The organism is Leclercia sp. W17, assembly GCF_003336325.1.
In the GTDB taxonomy this organism is placed as follows: domain Bacteria; phylum Pseudomonadota; class Gammaproteobacteria; order Enterobacterales; family Enterobacteriaceae; genus Enterobacter.
Genome location: NZ_CP031101.1, coordinates 2,870,469 through 2,891,423 on the forward strand (window position 1 = coordinate 2,870,469; position 20,955 = coordinate 2,891,423).

At 58.0% G+C, this 20,955-nt stretch carries 21 protein-coding genes; 7 read left to right on the plus strand and 14 right to left on the minus strand.

The window, feature by feature from the left end:
- Positions 1-88: 88 nt before the first annotated feature.
- From chbG to osmE, 7 genes are all read right to left on the minus strand, one after another.
- Positions 89-847, minus strand: coding sequence for a chitin disaccharide deacetylase (chbG, locus tag DVA44_RS14170; protein WP_114387314.1), 759 nt, complete (start codon positions 845-847; stop codon positions 89-91).
- Positions 848-858: 11 nt separating this feature from the next.
- Positions 859-2,214, minus strand: coding sequence for a 6-phospho-beta-glucosidase (locus DVA44_RS14175; protein ID WP_114315237.1), 1,356 nt, complete (start codon positions 2,212-2,214; stop codon positions 859-861).
- A 102-nt stretch (positions 2,215-2,316) separates the two neighbouring features.
- A complete protein-coding gene (gene chbR, locus DVA44_RS14180; protein WP_114387315.1) occupies positions 2,317-3,135 on the minus strand; it encodes a transcriptional regulator ChbR in 819 nt (272 codons plus the stop codon).
- Positions 3,136-3,163: 28 nt separating this feature from the next.
- Entirely contained in the window at positions 3,164-3,517 is a 354-nt protein-coding gene (gene chbA, locus DVA44_RS14185) for a PTS N,N'-diacetylchitobiose transporter subunit IIA (RefSeq protein ID WP_114387316.1), read from the minus strand.
- A gap of 46 nt (positions 3,518-3,563) precedes the next feature.
- The gene (gene chbC / locus DVA44_RS14190; protein WP_103823837.1) at positions 3,564-4,922 is read right to left on the minus strand and encodes a PTS N,N'-diacetylchitobiose transporter subunit IIC; all 1,359 of its coding nucleotides are present in this window, start codon (positions 4,920-4,922) and stop codon (positions 3,564-3,566) included.
- A gap of 84 nt (positions 4,923-5,006) precedes the next feature.
- A complete protein-coding gene (gene chbB, locus DVA44_RS14195) occupies positions 5,007-5,324 on the minus strand; it encodes a PTS N,N'-diacetylchitobiose transporter subunit IIB (protein WP_103823836.1) in 318 nt (105 codons plus the stop codon).
- 272 nt (positions 5,325-5,596) lie between these two features.
- Positions 5,597-5,938 (minus strand): osmotically-inducible lipoprotein OsmE, encoded by a 342-nt coding sequence (gene osmE / locus DVA44_RS14200; RefSeq protein WP_103179284.1) that lies wholly within the window; start codon positions 5,936-5,938, stop codon positions 5,597-5,599.
- 231 nt (positions 5,939-6,169) lie between these two features.
- Here osmE and nadE point away from each other — a divergent pair, with 231 nt between their 5' ends.
- Complete coding sequence (gene nadE / locus DVA44_RS14205; protein ID WP_114387317.1) at positions 6,170-6,997, plus strand: ammonia-dependent NAD(+) synthetase; 828 nt, start codon at positions 6,170-6,172, stop codon at positions 6,995-6,997.
- An 85-nt stretch (positions 6,998-7,082) separates the two neighbouring features.
- Positions 7,083-7,970 carry an excinuclease Cho gene (gene cho, locus DVA44_RS14210; RefSeq protein ID WP_103823834.1) on the plus strand — a complete coding sequence of 296 codons (888 nt, stop codon included), beginning with the start codon at positions 7,083-7,085 and terminating at the stop codon, positions 7,968-7,970.
- Here the strand turns inward: cho and ves are convergent.
- The 7 genes from ves to DVA44_RS14245 all read right to left on the minus strand — a co-directional run bounded on the left by ves (position 7,939) and on the right by DVA44_RS14245 (position 15,643).
- Positions 7,939-8,496 carry an environmental stress-induced protein Ves gene (gene ves, locus DVA44_RS14215; protein WP_114387318.1) on the minus strand — a complete coding sequence of 186 codons (558 nt, stop codon included), beginning with the start codon at positions 8,494-8,496 and terminating at the stop codon, positions 7,939-7,941. The two genes, cho and ves, sit on opposite strands and share 32 nt — an antisense overlap.
- A 293-nt stretch (positions 8,497-8,789) precedes the next feature.
- Positions 8,790-9,281 carry an ATP-independent periplasmic protein-refolding chaperone Spy gene (spy, locus tag DVA44_RS14220; RefSeq protein ID WP_103823832.1) on the minus strand — a complete coding sequence of 164 codons (492 nt, stop codon included), beginning with the start codon at positions 9,279-9,281 and terminating at the stop codon, positions 8,790-8,792.
- A gap of 338 nt (positions 9,282-9,619) precedes the next feature.
- The gene (gene astE / locus DVA44_RS14225; RefSeq protein ID WP_114387319.1) at positions 9,620-10,585 is read right to left on the minus strand and encodes a succinylglutamate desuccinylase; all 966 of its coding nucleotides are present in this window, start codon (positions 10,583-10,585) and stop codon (positions 9,620-9,622) included.
- Positions 10,586-10,595: 10 nt separating this feature from the next.
- A complete protein-coding gene (gene astB / locus DVA44_RS14230; protein ID WP_114387320.1) occupies positions 10,596-11,921 on the minus strand; it encodes an N-succinylarginine dihydrolase in 1,326 nt (441 codons plus the stop codon).
- A complete protein-coding gene (gene astD, locus DVA44_RS14235; RefSeq protein WP_114387321.1) occupies positions 11,908-13,395 on the minus strand; it encodes a succinylglutamate-semialdehyde dehydrogenase in 1,488 nt (495 codons plus the stop codon). Before astD ends, astB begins: the two co-directional genes overlap by 14 nt.
- Positions 13,392-14,426 carry an arginine N-succinyltransferase gene (gene astA, locus DVA44_RS14240; RefSeq protein WP_103179276.1) on the minus strand — a complete coding sequence of 345 codons (1,035 nt, stop codon included), beginning with the start codon at positions 14,424-14,426 and terminating at the stop codon, positions 13,392-13,394. The genes astD and astA overlap by 4 nt, the downstream gene beginning before the upstream one ends.
- The gene (locus DVA44_RS14245) at positions 14,423-15,643 is read right to left on the minus strand and encodes an aspartate aminotransferase family protein (protein ID WP_114387322.1); all 1,221 of its coding nucleotides are present in this window, start codon (positions 15,641-15,643) and stop codon (positions 14,423-14,425) included. The genes astA and DVA44_RS14245 overlap by 4 nt, the downstream gene beginning before the upstream one ends.
- A 444-nt stretch (positions 15,644-16,087) precedes the next feature.
- On the opposite strand from DVA44_RS14245, the gene xthA reads away from it, so the two are divergent.
- The 5 genes from xthA to DVA44_RS14270 are packed head-to-tail and all read left to right on the plus strand — an operon-like array spanning position 16,088 to position 20,909.
- Entirely contained in the window at positions 16,088-16,897 is an 810-nt protein-coding gene (gene xthA / locus DVA44_RS14250; RefSeq protein WP_114387323.1) for an exodeoxyribonuclease III, read from the plus strand.
- Positions 16,898-17,584 (plus strand): TVP38/TMEM64 family protein, encoded by a 687-nt coding sequence (locus DVA44_RS14255; RefSeq protein WP_114387324.1) that lies wholly within the window; start codon positions 16,898-16,900, stop codon positions 17,582-17,584. It begins immediately after the preceding gene.
- Between the two features lie 21 nt (positions 17,585-17,605).
- Entirely contained in the window at positions 17,606-18,769 is a 1,164-nt protein-coding gene (locus DVA44_RS14260) for an ABC transporter substrate-binding protein (RefSeq protein ID WP_371413868.1), read from the plus strand.
- Complete coding sequence (locus DVA44_RS14265) at positions 18,742-20,277, plus strand: thiamine ABC transporter permease (protein WP_114387326.1); 1,536 nt, start codon at positions 18,742-18,744, stop codon at positions 20,275-20,277. Before DVA44_RS14260 ends, DVA44_RS14265 begins: the two co-directional genes overlap by 28 nt.
- Positions 20,277-20,909 carry an ATP-binding cassette domain-containing protein gene (locus DVA44_RS14270; protein ID WP_114387327.1) on the plus strand — a complete coding sequence of 211 codons (633 nt, stop codon included), beginning with the start codon at positions 20,277-20,279 and terminating at the stop codon, positions 20,907-20,909. Before DVA44_RS14265 ends, DVA44_RS14270 begins: the two co-directional genes overlap by 1 nt.
- Positions 20,910-20,955: the final 46 nt, after the last annotated feature.

Consider the following 20,955-nt stretch of genomic DNA (forward strand, 5'->3'; position numbering starts at 1 on the left):
CGTGTAATTTGCTAACCGGATAAAACCCGGCGTAAGGTTCCATTAAATTTGTAGGCCGGGTAAGGCGAAGCCGCCACCCGGCAATTCCTCACAGATCCCTGAACGTTCCCAGACGATACCCGCGCTCGGCAATCGCATACTTCAGCGACGTCGAGGTCAGCACCTCCATCTCCGCCAGCCGTGGCCAGCAGTAAGCGCTTTTACGGATCGTATTGTCGATAAAGGCCGGATGCGCCATCACCTCCAGCGACCGCTCTCCCTGCTGTACGGATCTGTCCAGTACGCTTAAAAACAGCGCTTCACTGATTTCATCGCCATAAAATGCGCTACTGAAACCGTCCGTCGTGGGCGGCAGATCGCCCCCCGTTTCGCCGGGCATGTCGACCTGACGATCCACACGCAGCGCCACCCCTTTGCGGCGAGCAAACTCGGCCACCAGCGGGAAGATGGCCGGGATCATATGCACGTGATGATGGCTGTCGATATGGGTCGGTTCGCGCCCGAAGAGATCGACGAAGCGATTGAACTGACAGTCCAGCTCGCGGGCGATCTCCTCCAGGGGTAACGTCCCCTGCTCTGCCATCTCCCAGATCCATTTACCCAACAGCCCGTCCCGGGTCAGCCCTGGCATGGCGGTCAGCGGCATACCAAGGGTCAGAACAAAGTGCATGCCCACGCCCAGATCGGGCAGATCCCGGCTGAGCGCCGCGGCGTGGTCAATGGCTTCGCCGTTGACCATGGCGGTGGTAGAGGTCACCACGCCGTGACGACAGGCTTCCACGATGCCGTAGTTCTGCCCTTTTGAGAGGCCAAAATCATCGGCATTGACGATCAGCAGATATTCCATAGCGATCCCTCTTAGTGCTGCTCGCTTTTCAGTTTATCGATAGTGGCAGCGAAATTCGGCAGCCATTTTTCATGGGCCAGAATCAGATCCCGCGCCAGCTTCTCGGCATCGCGATCGGAGTGCACCAGCGGGCTCAGGTTCAGCGCCAACAGCACGTCGTTCAGCTCGCCGCTGATTGCCGCCTGGCTTGCCGCCACTTCAAAGCCCTTGATGGTGTGGATAAGCCCCATCACTTTGTCATCGAAATGGGTCAGGCGCGGATGCGGCTTCGCCCCGTCACGGCCCAGGATGCAGGTCATTTCCACCGCCCAGTCAGCCGGGATGTTATCAATATGACCATAATGAGGCACGTTAACGTAGTGCTCCGCCTGCTTGTCGTTGTAGATGGCGTTGATCACTTCGCAGGCTGCATCGGAGTAGTAGGCCCCGCCGCGCTGCTCCAGCTCTTTCGGCTTCACGTTCAGATCCGGGTTCTTGTAGAGCTCGAACAGCTGTTTTTCCACCTTCTGCACCACCTGCGCGCGGGCGCCGCCTTTGTAGTATTCGCCCATCTCGATCGCCAGCATCTCTTTCAGCTTGAAGTAATAGAGCAGATAGGAGCATGGCAGCAGATTCAGGGAGCGGATCAGCCCTTCGCTAAACGGCAGGTCAAAGATGTTCTTCACTGAACTTGCTTTCAGGGTGCCGCTGGCAACGCCATCCAGCAGCTCCGGGAAGCGTGATTTGCCGTTGACCAGGACATCCTTGATAAAGACCATGTGGTTCAGGCCAAACAGGTCGATAGAGAGGTCATCGTTGTCGGTCAGCGCCAGCACGTCGCGAATAAACATCTTCATGCCGATAGGGATATTGCAGACCCCAATGAAGCGTTTGAACCCGGTATGGCGATAAACCGCTTCGGTGACCATTCCGGCCGGGTTGGTGAAGTTAATCACCCACGCCTGAGGACAGATCTCCTGTACATCTTTAATGATGTCGAACACCACCGGAATGGTGCGCAGCCCTTTGAACAGGCCGCCTGCACCGTTGGTCTCCTGGCCCAGGTAGCCGTAGCTCAGCGGGATACGCTCATCCAGCTCGCGCGCTTTCAACTGGCCGACACGCAGCTGCGTCGTCACGAAATCGGCATCTTTCAGCGCCTGACGACGGTCGAGGGTTTTATGCACGGTCATCGGCACGCCCGCTTTTTTCACCATGCGCTGGCACAGGTCGAAAATAATATCGAGCTTCTCCTGGCCCTCGGCCACGTCAACCAGCCACAATTCGCTGACCGGCAGTTCATGATAACGCTTAAGGAAGCCTTCCAGTAATTCCGGGGTGTAGCTGCTTCCGCCGCCAATGGTTACGACTTTAAGTTTCTTTTGCATAATATTCTCCCTGGAGATCCGCTTTTTAAGTATAGCGATCCCGTCCCACTTATATTGGGCAAGTCTGTTAATCGATATTCCCGGCAGTAATACCGCCGGACGTTAATTAATAACTGTGAGGTTTTTCCGGTAGCTGTTAGGTGTAAATGAGGTCAATTTCTTAAAGGTTTTAATAAACAGACTCGGACTGCTATAACCGGATTCGTAAGCAATATCCGTCACCGAATAATTGGTGATTTCCAGCTGTTTTCTGGCGAAATTGATCCGTATTTCATTAATAATCTGCATCGGCGTTTTCTGATAATAACGCTGGGTGGCACGGGTCAGGTATTCCTGGGATTTACCCGACAGCGCCACCATATTCTCCAGCGCGTTTTCCCCAAAACGCAGCTTGTCATGCATCATTTCAACGGTCGTGCGTAGCCATTGCGGAATATCGTCGGTCGCCTGCTGATCTTCGCGATAATGGCGCAGGCGATTGACGACGTAAAAGGTCACCGTTTCAATAAATTCATCGAATTCATTATCGCGGAAGTTGAGCGAGGCAATCACGGTGTCGATCCAGTTCAGGAATTCACTTTTAACGTGATAAACCTGCGATGCAACAAAGCAGAATGGCAGCAGCGGCGAGTAGTGGGTTTCGAAGAAGCGTTTACTGATGCCGACGTTGAGAATGCGCGTGGCGCCAAAATCGTAAAAGCTCTGATGGTGAGAACCCATCGGGATAAAAACAAAATCCCCACGCTCCAGCAGCACCCGCTTGCCGTTGATCTCCTGGAAATAGCGACCGGTCAGCACAATGGTGAACTCATAGTAGTCATGCTGATGCAGACCGCTGATGCTCTCCACCTTGTTGTAGATAAACACATGAAAATTTTTACCATTAAACAGCTGTTGTTCCCGGGCGGTAGTGATTTCCATGGCGCTGACCTCCTGCTATCAGACTGACTTACTGCATTTTCTCGTGAAGTTCGATGAGTTCCGCCACCAGCTCACGCGCCAGCATGGAGGTCATCAGATGGTCCTGGGCGTGTACCAGCACCAGGCTGACCTTCATTTTACCTTCACCCTGATCGCCTTCGATCAGTTTTGTTTGCACCAGGTGCGCTTCATTGAGCGCGGTGCGCGACTGGACCATCATCTCTTTCGCGGTGTCGAAATCGCCCTGCTTGGCTTTTTTCAGTGCCGCGTACGCCAGGCTGCGGGCCTGACCGGAGTTGATGATAAGTCCCATCACCACTTCTTCAAGATCGTTCTCTGCTACGTCTTCCGCTTCTGCAACAATATTATCTAAATCAAACATCTTGGTTTCTCCTGTACTGACGCGGGTCGCCCCGCGTCATACGACATCAGAATTTCAGGGCGAGGGCGATATCCTCTTCGCTCTCTTCTTCATCAATGGTGGTCTGGGCCTTGTTAGCGATGGCGACAAACGGCATATAGAGCAGGGTTGCCACACCCAGGTTAAATATCGCCAACAGGAAGGCCGCTACGCTGCCGTTGGTGTTGAAGAAGGCGCCCAGACCGGCTGGCATTGTCCAGGGTGCAATGTTCGTAACCGGCGGGATAATGCCCATGTAGTAAGCCGTCAGGGTAATGGCGGCCAGCAGCGGCTGCACCAGGATGAACGGAATGAACATCACCGGGTTCATGATAATTGGCAGACCGAACAGGATGGGCTCGTTAATCTGGAAGATGCCTGATGGCAGGGCCAGCTTCGCCACCTGACGGTAATCCGCACGACGGGAGGTGATAAACACCGCGATAATCAGACCCAGCGTCGCCCCGGTACCGCCGAGGAAGATGTAGGAGTCGAGCATCGGTTTCGCCCACACGTGGAAGGTCTTACCGGCCGCCAGCGCCGCGTCAACGGAGCCGTACTGCTGGTAGAGCGCTACGTTTTCCAGCGCCCATGGGGTCATGATGCCGCTGTCCAGCGCAGCCAGCGCCAGAGAACCGTGAACACCGAAGAACCACAGCAGGGAGGTGAAAATCACGTAAGCCCAGCCTACCACGCCACCCATGGATGCCAGCGGTGTAGAGATGGTGTCCATGATGATCTGGTGGAAGTTAGTGCCCCAGTGAGAGAGTGCCCAGGCGATGGTTCCCATGATGGAGAGAATAATGAAGCCCGGGATCAGCGCCGAGAAGGAGCGCGATACCGATGCCGGAACGCTGTCCGGTAGGCGGATCACCCAGTTGCGACGAATAATAAAGGTAAACATTTCCGCCACGACCAGACCGATCACAATACCGGAAATGATGTTCGCCCCGCCCAGCCAGTTAGCGCCTACTGCATAGGCTTCACCGACGCTATAAGGGGTAACGGTCATAAAGGCCGCGACAGATAATAAACCGGCGGCCAGCGAGTCGACTTTACGTTCTTCTGCCAGCGCCATTCCGATAAAGAAAGGTGCCATCAGCGACATAATACCCAGCGTACCGTTGTACACATTGCCGCCGATGGCCTTGAAACCATTTAACGTTTCAATAGTTGAGGGATCTAAACGAACGCCTAATGAATAGAAAAATGAACCATCACCGAAGCTAAGAAAAACGTTGTTAATTAAAACGAACATGGCCCCAGCCAGTGTTAACGGCATTAATTTAATAAAGCCGTTTTTAATGGCGTTGACATGCGGTTGCTTTCCTATTTTAACTGCAAAAGGAAGGAGTACCTTTTCAAGCGCAGCAATAAATCTACTCATAGAAAATGCCCTTAAATGCCGCAATAATATTGCGGCGTAAGTGTGTGTGAAATTGCTCTTTGACGGGAAAAAATAAAAAATAAATTAATTAGCAGCTTTTTTAATCGCTGCTACAGCAGCTTTAAGAACACCCAAACCATCCACTTTGCCGTAAAGCGCAGAGTCGATCACTTCAACCGGTTTATTCGGTAACAGACGTTGAATTTCTGGCAGCATATAGGCAATTTGCGGCCCCAGTAGTACTACATCGGCACTGGTGCCTTTTTCGCCTGCCAGCGTTTCCGGGAAGGCTTCAATGATTACCGGGACTTCGTACTTCTCGGCCTGCGCACGCATCTTTGACACCAGCAGTGATGTTGACATGCCCGCTGAGCAAAACAGATAGATATGTTTCTTTTCCATAATGACTTCCCTCTTATATGGCCACCGCGTTAGCTGCGACATCAGCACCCTTACCGGGCGTCCTTCTCGCAGGCTGGTCTGATGGGATGAGTATACGGCAAGGGAAATGTCAGTGGTAATCCAGGAAGTTTTAGAATTGTCTCTCATTGACCTGCAGTTATGACAACCTTCACATTTCGGGCAAATAATTCGCGATAAGAATTAAGATTAGGGAGGGGAATAAAGAAAAACCGGCCAGTTGGCCGGTTTGGGTCTGCTCAGGGAAAGTGTTATCAGGCTTTAGGTGCCTGCGGATCGGTGTCATATTCCGCGCAGGTCTGGTAGCCAGAGTTCATAACGTGACCTGTGTCATCTAATGCAACAAAATAGGTTTCGGTTTTACCATCCCGTTGACCCAGGATATAGGTCTGGCAGGTACCGCGAGCGTGGATCATCGTCACTTCAGATGATGGCTTACCAGCCAGCTGCTCTACCTGAGCGCGGCTCATCCCTTTTTTAACATCTTTGACCACAGGCTCTTTAAACTGATCGGTTGTGCGGTCATAAGCGGTACAGCCCGCCAGTAAAGTCAGTACGGCCGCTGCGCCTAACATTCCTGCTACGTTCTTGTTCATATTCCGTCCTCTTGTTTATCAGCGTGTTAAGTAAGCCTGCAATAGAAAACCACATTTTTCAACCTCAAGCGTGACGGCAAAGTTTTTTCGGAAAATTCCTGCAAAACAAAGATAACCTGCTAAATCGCTCTATTTCGCTCCATTCAAATTTGTGATCCTTGTCGTTTTCCCCATGACGGGTTAGCTTTAACAGTACATTCATCAGGCAAATTTGTGTAACGGAGGGGCTAGATGGCTCTGCAACAAGAGATTATCCAGGCACTGGGTGCTAAACCCACCATCAATGCGGAAGAAGAGATTCGCCGTAGCGTCGATTTTTTGAAATCCTACTTAACCCGGTTCCCGTTCCTGAAAACGCTGGTGCTGGGCATCAGCGGCGGTCAGGACTCTACGCTCGCCGGGAAGCTCGCCCAGATGGCGATCAGCGAACTGCGTGCCGAAACGGGGAACAACGACCTGCAGTTTATCGCGGTACGCCTGCCCTACGGCGTGCAGTTCGACGAGCAGGATTGTCAGGATGCCATCGCGTTTATCCAGCCCGATCGCGTGCTGACCGTCAATATTAAAGAAGCGGTGCTGGCCAGCGAAAAAGCGCTGCGTGAGGCAGGCATTGAGCTGAGCGATTTCGTCCGCGGTAACGAAAAAGCCCGCGAGCGCATGAAGGCGCAATACAGCATCGCCGGGATGACCAGCGGCGTAGTAGTGGGGACAGACCATGCGGCAGAAGCCCTGACCGGCTTCTTCACCAAATATGGCGATGGCGGTACCGACATTAACCCGCTGTTCCGTCTTAACAAGCGCCAGGGTAAACAGCTGCTGGCCGCGCTGGGTTGCCCGGAGCATCTTTATAAGAAAGTGCCAACGGCGGATCTGGAAGACGATCGCCCTTCCCTGCCTGACGAAGCTGCGCTGGGCGTGACCTATGAAAATATTGATGATTATCTGGAAGGTAAGACGCTGGACGAAGGCACCGCTCGCATTATCGAAGGCTGGTATCTGAAGACCGAGCACAAACGTCGCCCGCCGATCACGGTGTTCGACGACTTCTGGAAAGCGTAATTCTGACGAGGCGGCCTATGCCGCCTCTTTTTTAACCACACCACTGCTGCTACACTGTATGCCTGAACAGTATCAGGAGTATGTTGTGAGCAGGCGTCAATCGGCACCGCGGCTTGAATTCGAAGCGGCAGCAATCTATGAATATCCCGAACATCTTCGCCCGTGGCTTGAGGCACTCCCCAAGCAGCCAGGCGTCTACTTCTTTCATGGCGAAAGCGATGCCATGCCGCTTTATATCGGCAAGAGCGTCAATATCCGCAGCCGGGTGCTGTCGCATCTGCGCACCCCGGACGAGGCCGCTATGCTGCGTCAGTCCCGGCGTATCACCTGGACTCAAACCGCGGGCGAACTGGGGGCCCTGCTGCTGGAAGCGCGTTTAATCAAGGAGCAGCAGCCGCTGTTCAATAAACGATTACGCCGCAATCGCCAGCTCTGCTCGCTGCAGATCGCTGAGGGCAAACCGCAGATTGTGTATGCCCGCGAAGTCGATTTCTCGCATACCCCCAACCTGTATGGCCTGTTCGCCAACCGCCGGGCGGCGCTGCAAACCTTACAGACGCTGGCCGACGAGCGACAGCTCTGTTACGGCCTGCTCGGGCTGGAGTCGTTAAGCCGTGGGCGGGCCTGTTTCCGCTCCGCCCTGAAGCGCTGTGCAGGGGCGTGCTGCGGGAAAGAGAGCGTGGAAGAGCATCAGCAGCGGCTGGTTGAGGGGTTGCAGGCGATAGGCGTCACCTGCTGGCCGTGGGACTGCGCCGTGGCGCTGAAAGAGTCGCGCCCGGAGATGACCCACTACCACATTATCCATAACTGGCTCTGGCTGGGCGCGGTGGAAAGCCTGGACGAGGCGGCGGAACTGCTGCGCACGCCCGCCGGTTTTGATCAGGATGGGTATAAAATCCTCTGCAAGCCGCTGCTGGCGGGCAAGTATGAGATCATTCCGCTCAGTGGCCTGGAAGCCAGAAAATCTCGCTGAACAGCAGGGTGCCCTCGTCCTTAAGCAATCGCAGGGTATGGTCGCCCTCATGCCAGTACGCGCCCTGATCGGCGGTCATCAGCTTTTCGCCGAGCTGCCAGGCGCCGCTCAGCACAAACACCACGCCGCCGCGTGACGCGAATGTCGTAAAGGTGCGATCCGCCACCCGCACCTTAGCCCGGCAGCAATCCCGGCGGGTCATGATGTTAAAGTCCATCGACATCTGCCCTTCCAGCAGCTGCGCCTTGACCGGCAGTTCGCCGGCAAAGCTGAAGGGTTGATGACGTCGCAGCGTGTGAGTAAACGCCTTTCCACCATCCAGATGCACTTCTCCCCCTTCCAGCAGGGTGATCACCCGGTCAACACCGGGGGAAACAGAAAAATCCCCGTTGCTAGCAAGGGAGGCAATACTGGCGCGCCAGTTAAAGTCCCGGGTTGCAGGAGGGAAACAACATATTTCGCGCGTCTCTCCCGCGCCGTTGCGCCAGAGATTGATCGGCATTTTGCGGATATCGAAGAATTCCATCACCACTCCAAATGGCGCAATACGCGCCAGAGCACCCCGCCCAGGGCGGTCGCTTATTGTTTGTTATCGTTAGGTCGCTGCAGAACAGTATCGGCAGATGTGCGGGTGGGCCTTAGTCTGACGACAAAAAAAGTAACGTCAGAAATTTCAAACACATTCTGCAAATCGATAACAGGAGAATACCGGGATGGCGGCGGCTGGCAAGAGGCTGGAAAAGAAAAAACCGCCGGACCTGCCCACAGCAAATCTGCTTGAGTGGACAAGACTCCGGCGGTCTTGAATAGCTGAACCGATTATTCGGCTGAGGTGGTCATTTTACCTTTCGCCGCGGAACGTTCTGTCAGACGCTTCTCAAAATTGGCATTAAACTGCTTTTTCTGTTCCGGGGTAAGGATGTTGTAAATCTTGTTCTGGGTTTCCATGTGCGCCAGCATGCGGGCTTTATGCTGCTCGGCCATCTTATCAACCTGCGCTTCGGCCTTCGCTTTATCGAAGGAGTCGCTGGCGATGATGTCATGCATTGCGCGGCGCTCTTCTACCGGCGGACGCTTCATCTGGTCACGCTGGCTTTTCATGATGTCGCGGATCTGCTCTTTCTGCGCATCCGTCAGGTTCAGGTCTTTAAACATCATGTCGTGATGCATGCCCGGCTTACCTTTGTGATGCATCATTTTGCCTTCGGTCGGTGCAGCCGTGGTGGTGGTAGCGGTATCAGCGGCGAACGCCGCGCTGGTAGCGCCCAGAGCCAGGGTAGAGGCAACAAACAGTGCAGTTAATTTACGCATAATTTTGTCCTTCCTTTCAGTTATTCTTCGGCGCTATGCCGTGTTGACGAGATTAACTTTACGGGGTTTATCGTCAATTAGTCAGAGCAACGGTAAAACAGTGAAAGTGTAAAAAACAAATTATCGTCAAATATGGAGAAAATAAGGATAAAGCGTGGAGAGATGAAACAAAAATATGCATGCAGATGATTTTAAAGAGATTGTGGAGAAGTATACCGACAAACAGATTAATAATAAAGCAAACAACCAGGAATAATCTGCAGTAAACGGCGAGACAGAAGAAATGAATCAGAAAATAAACAGCCCCGCCGCGTTACGCTTTTCGGGGCTGTGACTTATCAGGGGATTTTTTCCAGCATTAGTCCGGCGCGTAAGCCAAACGCCACCGCCGGATTGGGGAAGAGAACATACTCGGTCGGCTTTTGTACTTCATAGCGCTTCTCCCCGTCCTCCGCCAGTAAAACGCCCTGACGGAACGGGGTAAAGTTCAGGGTATGCGCGGCCATATGCAGCACAAAGGCCTCGCTGCGGCGGGTGATCTGCTGCACCACCCGGTACTGCTCGACAGGATCAACATGCTGCTCTGGCGCCTCACCGCTCAACAGGGCATACAGCGCCCGATGAGTCGTGGCGAAGCGAGTCAGATCGTTATGGCCGAACGGCAGCGCTTTGCCCAGTTCCAGCGTACAGGCCAGGGCGCCAAAGCGCTCACAGCTGAAGTGGGTGAAGGTGCCCCCCGGGGCCTGATGAAAGACCAGCGCTTCCAGCCCGGCATCGCCGAGCCACTGGATAAAGCCCTCATCCCAGGGCTGACTGCGCTGGGGCAGCACGCCAAAGCGCTCATGATACGAGGCGCGAATAGCGGTATGCAGATCCAGATGCCAGCGATCGGGCCCGGTCTGATGGTAAAACGCCTCTACCCGCGCCTCCAGCAGCGCCGCCCGTTCGGTCTCCTCGCAGGCCGAGAACTGCGTTCCGCGCCCGCTGAACAGGCGATTGATATCACAGGTCAGGTAGCGCTTGCCGGCTCGCAGCGCCGGAGGATTCCCGTAGATAATCAGCAGACGGCAGCGCAGCGAGAGTTCGCCGCGAAACAGCGCCCTGACCAGCAGGTCGACAATTTCTACCGGCGCCGTTTCGTTGCCGTGTATCCCGGCAGAGAGTACCAGGGCTCGCTCGCTGGCTGCCTCCGGAATCAGCTCCAGCACGCCGCGTGCCAGCCAGCGCCAGTGAAACGAAGCCCCTTTGCCCTCCCGTCGGGCGGGCGTTTCATTAGCCATGGTCAGCGCCAGAAAGTTTTCCATAACGCCTCCTTTATTGCTGGAACGGATAGACGGAGCCCAGCTGCAGAATACGGGTCAGGGCATCCAGCGCCTCGCGCCCTTCTCGTAAAAGCTGCGGATCGATCAGGTCGGCCTGGGTCAATCGATCGCGATAGTAGCGATCCACCCAGTCGTTAAGCGTGTTGAACAGGGTATCGTTCATCATTACCGCCGGATTGACCGCCCGCTGCTCCTCAGGAGTAAGCACCACGCGCAGGCGCAGACAGGCTGGACCGCCGCCGTTGGCCATGCTTTCGCGCAGATCGAACACCCGAAGCTCACTGATAGGGTTATCCTCGGCCACCAACTGATTCAGATAGCGCCAGACGCCAGGATGGTTCTGCGACTCCTGGGGTAGCACCAGCATCATGCTGCCGTCGTCACGGCTCAGCAGCTGGCTGTTAAAGAGATAGGTTGCCACCGCATCCTGCACCGAAACGGCTTTCGTCGGCACCTCAATCGGCATAAATCCGGGCACGCGATCGCCAAGGGCGTGCAGCAGCGCTGACTGGTGAACAAACGCCTGCTCGTGGCAGAACAGCACCTGGCGATTCGAGACCGCAATCACGTCGTTATGGAACACCCCCTGGTCGATCACCAGCGGGTTTTGCTGGGCAAACATCAGCTGGCCCGGATTGACCTGATTCAGGCGGGCAACGGCCTGGCTTGCGGCCAGAGTCTGACGGGCCGGGTAGCGGGCAGGCGCGGGGCCTGTCCCCTCGTCACGACCATAGACAAACAGTTGCAGACCCGGCTCGCCATAATCGCCGCCAAGACGGTTATGGTTGGCCGCCCCTTCGTCGCCGAACATCGCCACCTGCGGCAGCGCTGTATGGACACTGAACCGGGACTCATTGCGGAAAATAGCCCGCAGCACCTGTTCCGTAGTGCCAGCTTCACTGGCGCGGTGGAACTTATTGTTCAGGTTCGCCACCGTCAGATGCACTTTTCCGTCGAGGGTATCTGCGGAGGGGGCCACCGTCGCGGCGTTGGCGACCCACATGGAGGAGGCCGAACTGGCGGCAGAGAGCAGCTGCGGCATTTGGGTGCCCGCTTTCTCCACCACCTGCTCGTCGCTGCCGGTAAACCCGAGCTGGCGCAGGACGGCGACGTTAGGCCGCTCCTGCGGCGGGATCACCGCCTGAGGGAAACCCGCATCCGCCAGCGCCTTCATTTTTAACAACCCCTGCTTTGCCGCCAGCCGCGGGTTGGAGATCTGAAAGCGGTGTTTTGTGGAGGCCTCATTGCCGAACGACAGCCCGGCATAGTGGTGGGTTAACCCCACCAGCCCGTCGAAGTTAACTTCACGCGCTTTCATGACGCTTCTCCCGTGTAAAATCGAGGCCCGGATTCAGCTGCTCCGGCAGGACGATGGCCGGCGTCTCCAGGCTTGCCATCGGCCAGGCGCAGTAATCCGCCGCATACCAGGCGCTGGCACGATGGTTGCCGGAGGCGCCCACCCCGCCAAACGGGGCGGTACTGGCCGCGCCGGTGAGCGGTTTATTCCAGTTCACAATCCCGGCGCGCGCCTCCAGCAGCAGCTGGTCAAATTTCTCACGATCCGGGGAGATCAGCCCGCACGACAGGCCGTAGCGTGTGGCGTTCGCCATCGCGATGGCCTGGTCAAAATCGTCATAGCGCCAGACGCAGAGCAGCGGACCAAAGACCTCTTCGTCCGGCACACCGCTCACGCCGGTCATCTCGACGATTGCCGGGGTTAATAAAGAGGTTCCCGCCTTCACCAGCCGCGGCTCCAGCAGCGACTGGCCGCCGCGGGCGACATGTTCGCGCCAGGCGTGATAGACATTTTTTGCCGCCTGTTCGGAAATCAGCCCGCCGATAAACGGCTGCTCGCTGGCATCCCACTCGCCCGGCAGCAGCCGCCCACTCACCTCAACCAGACGGGCCAGGAAAGCATCCCCTTCAGCACCCCGTTTGACCAGCAGCCGACGGGCGCAGGTGCAGCGCTGCCCGGCGGTAATAAAGGCTGACTGGATGGTCAGGTGGACCGCGGCATCGATATCCGCCGGATCGTCAACGATCAGCGCATTGTTGCCCCCCATCTCAAGGGCCAGAATTTTCTCCGGCTGCCCGGCCAGCTGGCGGTGCAGCTGAAAGCCGGTTCCGGCGCTGCCGGTAAAGAGCAGCCCGTCAATGTCGCTCAACGCACTCAGCGCCTGACCGGTTTCACGCCCGCCCTGCACCAGGTTAAGCACCCCAGGCGGCAGCCCGGCCTGCTCCCACAGTTTGACCACCGCCTCGCCGCTCCAGGGCGTCAGCTCGCTCGGCTTGAAGATCACCGTGTTACCCGCCAGCAGGGCGGGCACGATGTGGCCGTTCGGCAGGTGGCCGGGGAAGTTATAGGGGCCGAACACCGCCAGCACGCCGTGCGGACGGTGGCGCAGCGTGGCGGCCCCGTCCGCCATCTCGGTACGCTGTTCGCCGGTGCGGGTGTGGTACGCCTTGATTGAAATGGCGACCTTGTTGATCATGGCGGTAATTTCGGTCGCCGCCTCCCAGCGCGGTTTGCCGGTTTCGCGGGCAATAATGCTGGTCAGCTCCTGCTTATTTGCCTCCAGCAGGGTGGCAAATTTCTCCACGATCGCCTGGCGAGCGCTGAACGGCAGCTTCGCCCAGCCGGGGAACGCGGCGCGTGCGGCGCGGCACGCCTGCTCAACCTGCCCGGGACTGGCATCCGCTCCCTGCCATAATCTCTCCTGCCCCACCGGGTTGTGTTTGCTGCGAAGTTCACCTTCGCCGGTTACCCAGTCACCGTTAATCCATAAGTTCATACCGTTTTCTCCTCGGGGCACAGACGCACCATGCGAATACGATCGCCAGCGCAACATTTCAGGGCATCCAGTTGCGCTGCGGTCAGCACCAGACGTTCACATTCGGGGTCCACGCGGATCAGCGTGGCGCGATAGCTGTCATATTGTTCGTTCGCCACCAGGCAGGCCGGAAACTCACCCGGCGCGGGCTGCCCCTCGGCCACCTCCACCAGACGGCTTTTGCGGATCGCCCGCACCCGGTCGATATCGCACTCCAGCGTCGGACCGCCGTCGAAAATGTCGACATAGTTCCGGTAGCGGAAGCCCTCTTTTTCCAGCACCGCCCGCGCCGGAGCGGTGTGCGGATGGACCTCGCCAATTACCGCCTGCGCCTCGGGGCTGAGGAAATGGGTGTAGATGGGATGTTTTGGCATCAGCTCGGCGATAAAGGCTTTCTGACCGGTACCGCACAGATAGTCCGCCTTGCTGAACTCCATGGAGAAGAAGCGCTCGCCCAGGCTTTTCCAGAACGGCGAGAAGCCGGTTTCGTCGATGACGCCGCGCATCTCGGCCACCACTTTTTCATTAAAGCGATCGCGGAAGGCGGCCATAAACAGAAAGCGCGATTTGGAGAGCAGATAGCCGTTGCCCTCTTTGCGCCACTCCGGGTCGAGAAACAGCGAGCACAACTCGCTGCTGCCGGTATGATCGTTACTGAGAAACAGCGTGGGCAGCGCGTTGTAGACGTTCAGCTCTTTCGAGGCATGCACCAGGGTGCCCACACGGTAGTTATACCAGGGATCGTTCAGGCCCACCGCCACCTCAATGGCGCAGATCCCCGCCACGGTGCCGGTAACGGTATCTTCCAGCACAAACACGTAGCCCTGTTCGCCTTTCGGCAGCGTCCCTTGCCAGGTCTCGATGGAGCGCTCAATGCGCGCCGAGAGCGTGTTTTCATCAACGGGAAGCGAGGTCAGCCCGCCTCCCGTCTTACCGGCAAGCTGCATGAGGGCGGATAAATCCCCGCGCTCAATGGGACGGATGACCATCATGATGACACCCCGGACTTCACCTGTTCGCAGGCCAGCGCAAAGCGATCTAACCCGGTCCGCACCTCTTCTTCGCTGACAACCAGCGCAGGCGCGAAGCGCACCACGTTAGCCCCGGCGATCAAGACCATCACGCCCGCTTTTGCCGCTTCCTGTGAAATGAGTTTAGCTTTTCCGGCGAATTCATCCGTGAGCACGCAGCCAATCAGCAGCCCCAGGCCGCGAATCTCTTTAAACAGGCCGGTTTTGCTGTTGATGGCCTGAAGACGCTCAACAAACCAGTCGTGACGCTGCTTCACGCCGTTCAGCACTTCCGGCGTGTTGATGATATCCAGCACCTGACCTGCCACCGCCGATGCCAGCGGGTTGCCGCCGTAGGTGGTGCCGTGGGTGCCGACGGTCATCACCCGGGCAAATTTATCGGTGGTGAGCATTGCCCCGACCGGGAAGCCCCCGCCAAGCGCTTTGGCGGTGGAGAGCACATCCGGCGTCACGCCGTAGTGCATATAGGCATAAAGCTCACCGGTGCGGCCGACGCCGGTCTGGACTTCATCGAAAATCAGCACCGCGTTGTGGCGATCGCACAGCTCGCGCAGCCCCTGCAGGAACGCTTTATCGGCAGGCACAACGCCGCCTTCGCCCTGCATCGGCTCGACGATCACCGCGCAGGTGGACTCATCAATCAGCTCGCTGGCAGACTGCAGATCGTTATAGACCGCGTGGCGGATATCCGGCGGCAGCGGCGCAAAATCCTGCGAATAGGAAGGCTGACCGCCCGCGCTGACGGTAAACAGGGTGCGGCCGTGGAAGGAATTTTTGAAGGCGACGATGCCGCTTTTATGGCTGCCAAAATTGTCGTGGGCATATTTACGCGCCAGCTTCAGCGCGGCTTCGTTGGCCTCAGCGCCTGAGTTACAGAAGAACACTTTTTCCGCGAAGGTGGCGTCGATCAGTTTTTTCGCCAGGCGCAGCGCGGGCTCGTTGGTGTAGCCATTCCCGGTGTGCCAGAACTTCGCCGCCTGGTCGTTCAGCGCCTGGCGCAGCGCCGGATGAGCATGTCCCAGGGCGTTAACCGCAATGCCCCCAGCAAAGTCGATATACTCTTTGCCCTGCTGATCCCACAGGCGCGAGCCCTCTCCCCGTACCGGAATAAAAGCCGCCGGGGCGTAAACCGGCATCATCCATTCATCAAAGTTTTCACGCGTAATTGACAGAGACATAGCGACCTCATCCGGTAAATAAAAGGTTGATAAAATGTTAAATATTTATGTGTTTGCCCTGTGAATGTAGATTGCAGCGTTCGTGCCAGCCAGCGATAAAAATGCATAAACAGGAGGGGGCAACGAAATATCAACAGGTTACAACATGGATTTATTCACTGTTATTGCATAAAAAGTGAATATTTTTACAACAAGCGCAGCTTTACCGAAGGAAAAACAGAAATATTATGCATAGGCCAAATATAATTCTGGAATTGTGATCGCTCGCGAAATTTGTATACCTTTTACGCGCCATCGGAGGGCGTAACGCGCCAGAACGGTGCAGAAATTGCACTATCGGCAGGATCTGTTGCAGTAATGGGTGGAACATACGCAGCGGCGGCAGTCAGCGGGATGAAATTCTGCTACCATCCTTGCACTATTCACCTTGCACTGGCAGCGACTATGAAATTTGTCTCTTTTAATATCAACGGCCTGCGCGCCCGTCCTCATCAACTGCAGGCCATCGTCGAAAAACATCAGCCTGACGTCATTGGCCTGCAGGAGACAAAAGTTCACGACGATATGTTCCCCCTCGAAGAGGTGGCAAAACTGGGTTACAACGTCTTCTATCACGGCCAGAAAGGTCACTACGGCGTGGCCCTGCTGACCAAAGCGGCGCCTGTCTCGGTACGGCGTGGTTTCCCGGGGGATAACGAAGAGTCCCAGCGCCGCATCATCATGGCGGAAGTGCCCTCCCCGCTGGGTAATGTCACCGTGATTAACGGTTACTTCCCCCAGGGCGAGAGCCGCGACCATCCGCTGAAATTCCCGGCCAAAGAGAAGTTCTACCGGGATCTGCAGTCATTGCTGGAGACGGAGCTGCAAAAAGATCATCCGGTGCTGATCATGGGCGATATGAACATCAGCCCGACCGATCTGGACATCGGCATCGGGGAAGAGAGCCGCAAGCGCTGGCTGCGCGGCGGGAAGTGCTCCTTCCTGCCGGAAGAGCGCGAGTGGATGGGGCGTCTGCTGGGCTGGGGTCTGGTGGATACCTTCCGCAACGCTAACCCGGAAACCCACGATCGCTTCTCGTGGTTTGACTACCGCTCTAAAGGTTTTGATGATAACCGCGGCCTGCGCATTGACCTGCTGCTGGCAAGCAGCCCGCTGGCGGAGCGCTGCATCGAAACCGGGATCGACTATGAGATCCGCAGCATGGAAAAACCGTCCGACCATGCCCCGGTCTGGGCGACCTTCGACGTGAAGTAAATGGCTGTACGTCGCGGTAAAGTCCTGCTTATTTGCGCCCTTCTGGGCGCTTTTACCCTTCTCTTTAAGCTACTGCCGCCCGGCACGCTGACGCTGGAAAACCTTCAGGCGCAGCATCAGGCCCTGCAGCTATACTGCCAGCAGGCCCCGCTGAAGAGCGCCATACTCTTTTTCCTTCTCTATGTGCTGGTCACTACCCTGTCGCTGCCGGGTGCCGCGGTGTTGACCCTGCTCGGCGGGGCGCTGTTTGGCCTGTGGCCGGGAATTGTGCTGGTGTCATTCGCCTCGACGCTGGGGGCCACGCTGGCGATGCTGAGCAGCCGTTACCTGCTGCGGGACTGGGTGCAGCGCCGTTTTGCCGGGCCAATGCGCACGGTTAACGACGGTGTCTTGCGGGACGGGGCGTTCTACCTCTTTGCCCTGCGCCTGATGCCGCTGTTCCCGTTCTTTGTGGTCAACCTGCTGGCCGGGATCGCCCCGATCGGATTGTGGCGCTACTGGTGGGTCAGTCAGCTCGGCATGCTGCCAGGGGCGATCGTCTATCTTAATGCCGGACACCAGCTGGGGCAGATCGCCGCGCTGCGTGATATCCTTTCCCCCGGCGTGGTCATTGCCTTTACGCTACTGGGGCTGCTGCCGCTTACCACCCGCTGGCTGTTCGCCCGCTTTTCCCGCACTTCTTCATAACAGAGAGGCACTATGCGCCGTGTGCGTTTTTGCATGTTGTTAACGGGCCTGCTGATGGCAGGACACGCGCTGGCCGATGACGGCTGGCAGAAAATCAAAGAGGATGCCCGGGGCCAGACCGTCTGGTTTAACGCCTGGGGCGGCGATGAGGCGGTGAACCGCTACCTGGACTGGGTAAGCGGCGAGATGAAAAGTCATTACGCCATAAACCTGAAGATTGTCCGTCTGGCGGATGCCGCCGACGCGGTGAAGCGCATCCAGACCGAGGCCAGCGCCGGGCGTAAAACCAACGGTTCGGTGGATCTGCTGTGGGTCAACGGTGAGAACTTCCGCACCCTCAAAACCGCCGGGCTGTTGCAGACCGGTTGGGCGCAAATGCTCCCTAACTGGCGCTATGTGGATACCACGAAACCGGTCACCGAAGATTTTGCCATCCCGATCGAGGGAGCCGAGTCTCCGTGGGGCAGCGCACAACTGACCTTTATCGCCAGCCGCAAGAGCCTGCCGCAACCGCTGGCCGACCCGCAGGCGCTGCTGACGTACGCCGCTCAACATCCCGGCACCGTCACCTATCCACGGCCGCCCGACTTTACCGGCACCGCCTTTCTGGAACAGCTGCTGCTGACGCAAATCACCCAGCCGGAGGCGCTGAAACAGCCGCCGGACAGCGCTACCTTTGCCCAGGTGACCGCGCCGCTGTGGGCCTGGCTGGATAAGCTACATCCGTATCTGTGGCGCGAGGGCAAAGACTTCCCGCCTTCACCGGCGCGGATGGATGCCCTGCTGGCCAGCGGCAATTTAAACCTGTCGATCACCTTTAACCCGGCCCACGCCCGGCAGAAAGTGGCCAGCAAAGCGCTGCCCGCAGACAGCTACAGCTTTGGTTTTCAGCAGGGGATGATCGGCAACGTACACTTTGTGGCGATCCCGGCCAACGCCTCCGCCAGCGCGGGGGCGAAAGTTGTCGCGAATTTCCTGCTCTCGCCGCAGGCACAGATCCGCAAGGCGGACCCGGCTAACTGGGGCGATCCCACTGTGCTGGATCCACAGAAACTCCCGGCGGCAGAGGCGGATAAATTGCGCCAGTTTATGCCGGCTGAGCTTCCGCCAACGCTCGCTGAACCACATGCCGCCTGGGTGAATGCGCTGGAGCAGGAATGGCTGCGTCGTTACGGCACCCACTAAGCGGGCTTGCCTGGGTGCTGATGGCGGCGGTGTACCTGCCGCTGCTGCCCGCCTTCGGCCTGCTGCTGCCCCCGATCTTCTCCCTTGAGAACTGGCGGGCGCTGGCCGCCGATCCGCAGATCCCGCAGGCGCTGGCCGCCACTCTGGTTTCCACCCTGATTGCCGCCGCCGGGGCGCTGATGCTGGCCCTGGCGGTGGTGGCCGCGCTGTGGCCTGGCAGCCGCTGGCGACGCCTGTGCAACCACCTGCCGTGGCTGCTGGCGATCCCGCACGTGGCGTTTGCCGTCAGCGTGCTGCTGATATTTGCCGAAGGGGGAGAACTCTACCGCCTCTGTTCGCTCTGTTCACCGATAGTGGATCGCTACGGGATCGGGCTGGGGCTGACCCTCGCCGTCAAGGAGAGCGCCTTTGTGGTCTGGGCGATTTACGCCTCGCTGCCGGAAAAAGAGCTGGCGCAAAAGGTGACGATCCTGCGTTCGCTGGGTTACGGACGCTGGCAGGCGCTGCGCTGGCTGATCCTGCCCGCCATTGCGCCTGCGCTGGGGGCGGTGATGCTGGCAGTGATCGCCTGGTCGCTGTCGGTGGTGGATGTGGCCCTGATCCTCGGGCCGGGTAATCCCCCCACCCTGGCGGTGCTGGCGTGGCAGTGGCTGACGCAGGGGGACAGCGTCCAGCAGGCGAAGGGGATGCTGGTCTGCGTGATCCTGCTTCTGCTGCTGGAGCTGATTGCCATCGCGATATTTATCGGCTGGCGGCGCTGGCGCACCACCATTCCGGCCATCTCCGGGGAGCGCCCGATGCCGCGTCCGCTGCTTATGGGGCGAGCCTGCGGCCTGCTGCTCCCCCTGGCCGGGATCGCCAGCATCGCGGTGCTGGTTCTGGTGGCGAGCAATGCCAGCGTTTCGCGGGAGACGGCCGGGATGAGCCTGACGCTGGGGCTGCTCTCAGCGGGGATAGCGCTGGGGATGATCCTCCTCTGGCTCGAATGGGGCCCGCAGCGCGGGGGCTTCTGGGTCTGGCTGCCGCTGGCCCTTCCCGCCCTGCCGCTGGTGGCCGGGCAGTACCGGCTGGCGCTGCTGTTGCAGCTGGACGGGCAGTTTATCGCCGTGCTGTGGGGACATTTATTATGGGTGCTGCCGTGGATGCTGCTGGTGATGCAACCGGCGTGGCGCAGGCTCGATCCACGTATGATCCTGACAGCCCGCACCCTCGGCTGGGGATCGCTTAAAATTTTCTGGCTGATCAAATGCCCCCAGATGATCCGCCCGGCACTGACGGCGTTTGCCGTCGGCTTTTCCGTCAGCGTGGCGCAGTATCTGCCCACCCTGTGGCTGGGGAGCGGACGGTTTGCCACCCTCACCACCGACGCGGTAGCGCTCAGCAGTGGCGGCAGTAGCGCGGTGCTGGCAGCCCAGGCGCTCTGGCAACTGCTGCTGCCGATGCTGGTTTTCGCCGCCTGCATTTTGCTTTCCCGGCTGGTTGGCCGTTTTCGACAGGGGTTACGTTAATGCTTGTGGTCAAGGATGTTTCGCTCTCTCTGCGCCAGACGGCGCTGCTGCACAACGTCAGTTTTTCGGTGGTGCCCGGCGAAATTCTCACCCTGATGGGTCCTTCCGGCAGCGGCAAATCGTCGCTGTTTGCCTGGATGGTGGGCGCCCTGCCCGCAGATTTTCGCGCCGAAGGGGAGCTGTGGATCAACGCCCGGCGCTGCGACACGCTGCCCACCGAACAGCGCGGGCTGGGTCTGCTGTTTCAGGATGCACTGCTTTTTGATCATTTCAGCGTCGGACAGAATTTGCTGTTGGCGCTTCCGGCGTCCATCAAAGGGGAGCAGCGTAAACAGCAGGTAATCGCGGCGCTGGATGCCGCCGATTTGCCCGGTTTCTTTCAGCGCGATCCCGCCACGCTGTCCGGCGGGCAGCGCGCCCGGGTCAGCCTGCTGCGCGCGCTGCTGGCCCGACCCCAGGCGCTGCTGCTTGATGAACCTTTTAGCCGACTGGATAAAACGCTGCGCGACCAGTTTCGCCGCTGGGTCTTTGCCGAAGTGCGCGCCCGGCGCATTCCCGTCGTTCAGGTGACCCACGATGAAGAGGATATTTCCGCAGAGGGTCGGGTGCTGGCGATGGAAAACTGGCGTTGAATCCCATGGCAACCTGCGCAAACGCAACGTTTTTTGTCGGGAGGAT

What these genes read in the sequence shown, in the direction of transcription:
- chbG (WP_114387314.1), bottom strand. Translation starts at nt 847, where the DNA reads ATGGAATATCTGCTGATCGTCAATGCCGATGATTTTGGCCTCTCAAAA.
- DVA44_RS14175 (WP_114315237.1), bottom strand. Translation starts at nt 2,214, where the DNA reads ATGCAAAAGAAACTTAAAGTCGTAACCATTGGCGGCGGAAGCAGCTAC.
- chbR (WP_114387315.1), bottom strand. Translation starts at nt 3,135, where the DNA reads ATGGAAATCACTACCGCCCGGGAACAACAGCTGTTTAATGGTAAAAAT.
- chbA (WP_114387316.1), bottom strand. Translation starts at nt 3,517, where the DNA reads ATGTTTGATTTAGATAATATTGTTGCAGAAGCGGAAGACGTAGCAGAG.
- chbC (WP_103823837.1), bottom strand. Translation starts at nt 4,922, where the DNA reads ATGAGTAGATTTATTGCTGCGCTTGAAAAGGTACTCCTTCCTTTTGCA.
- chbB (WP_103823836.1), bottom strand. Translation starts at nt 5,324, where the DNA reads ATGGAAAAGAAACATATCTATCTGTTTTGCTCAGCGGGCATGTCAACA.
- osmE (WP_103179284.1), bottom strand. Translation starts at nt 5,938, where the DNA reads ATGAACAAGAACGTAGCAGGAATGTTAGGCGCAGCGGCCGTACTGACT.
- nadE (WP_114387317.1), top strand. Translation starts at nt 6,170, where the DNA reads ATGGCTCTGCAACAAGAGATTATCCAGGCACTGGGTGCTAAACCCACC.
- ves (WP_114387318.1), bottom strand. Translation starts at nt 8,496, where the DNA reads ATGGAATTCTTCGATATCCGCAAAATGCCGATCAATCTCTGGCGCAAC.
- spy (WP_103823832.1), bottom strand. Translation starts at nt 9,281, where the DNA reads ATGCGTAAATTAACTGCACTGTTTGTTGCCTCTACCCTGGCTCTGGGC.
- astE (WP_114387319.1), bottom strand. Translation starts at nt 10,585, where the DNA reads ATGGAAAACTTTCTGGCGCTGACCATGGCTAATGAAACGCCCGCCCGA.
- astB (WP_114387320.1), bottom strand. Translation starts at nt 11,921, where the DNA reads ATGAAAGCGCGTGAAGTTAACTTCGACGGGCTGGTGGGGTTAACCCAC.
- astD (WP_114387321.1), bottom strand. Translation starts at nt 13,395, where the DNA reads ATGAACTTATGGATTAACGGTGACTGGGTAACCGGCGAAGGTGAACTT.
- astA (WP_103179276.1), bottom strand. Translation starts at nt 14,426, where the DNA reads ATGATGGTCATCCGTCCCATTGAGCGCGGGGATTTATCCGCCCTCATG.
- DVA44_RS14245 (WP_114387322.1), bottom strand. Translation starts at nt 15,643, where the DNA reads ATGTCTCTGTCAATTACGCGTGAAAACTTTGATGAATGGATGATGCCG.
- xthA (WP_114387323.1), top strand. Translation starts at nt 16,088, where the DNA reads ATGAAATTTGTCTCTTTTAATATCAACGGCCTGCGCGCCCGTCCTCAT.
- DVA44_RS14255 (WP_114387324.1), top strand. Translation starts at nt 16,898, where the DNA reads ATGGCTGTACGTCGCGGTAAAGTCCTGCTTATTTGCGCCCTTCTGGGC.
- DVA44_RS14265 (WP_114387326.1), top strand. Translation starts at nt 18,742, where the DNA reads ATGGCTGCGTCGTTACGGCACCCACTAAGCGGGCTTGCCTGGGTGCTG.
- DVA44_RS14270 (WP_114387327.1), top strand. Translation starts at nt 20,277, where the DNA reads ATGCTTGTGGTCAAGGATGTTTCGCTCTCTCTGCGCCAGACGGCGCTG.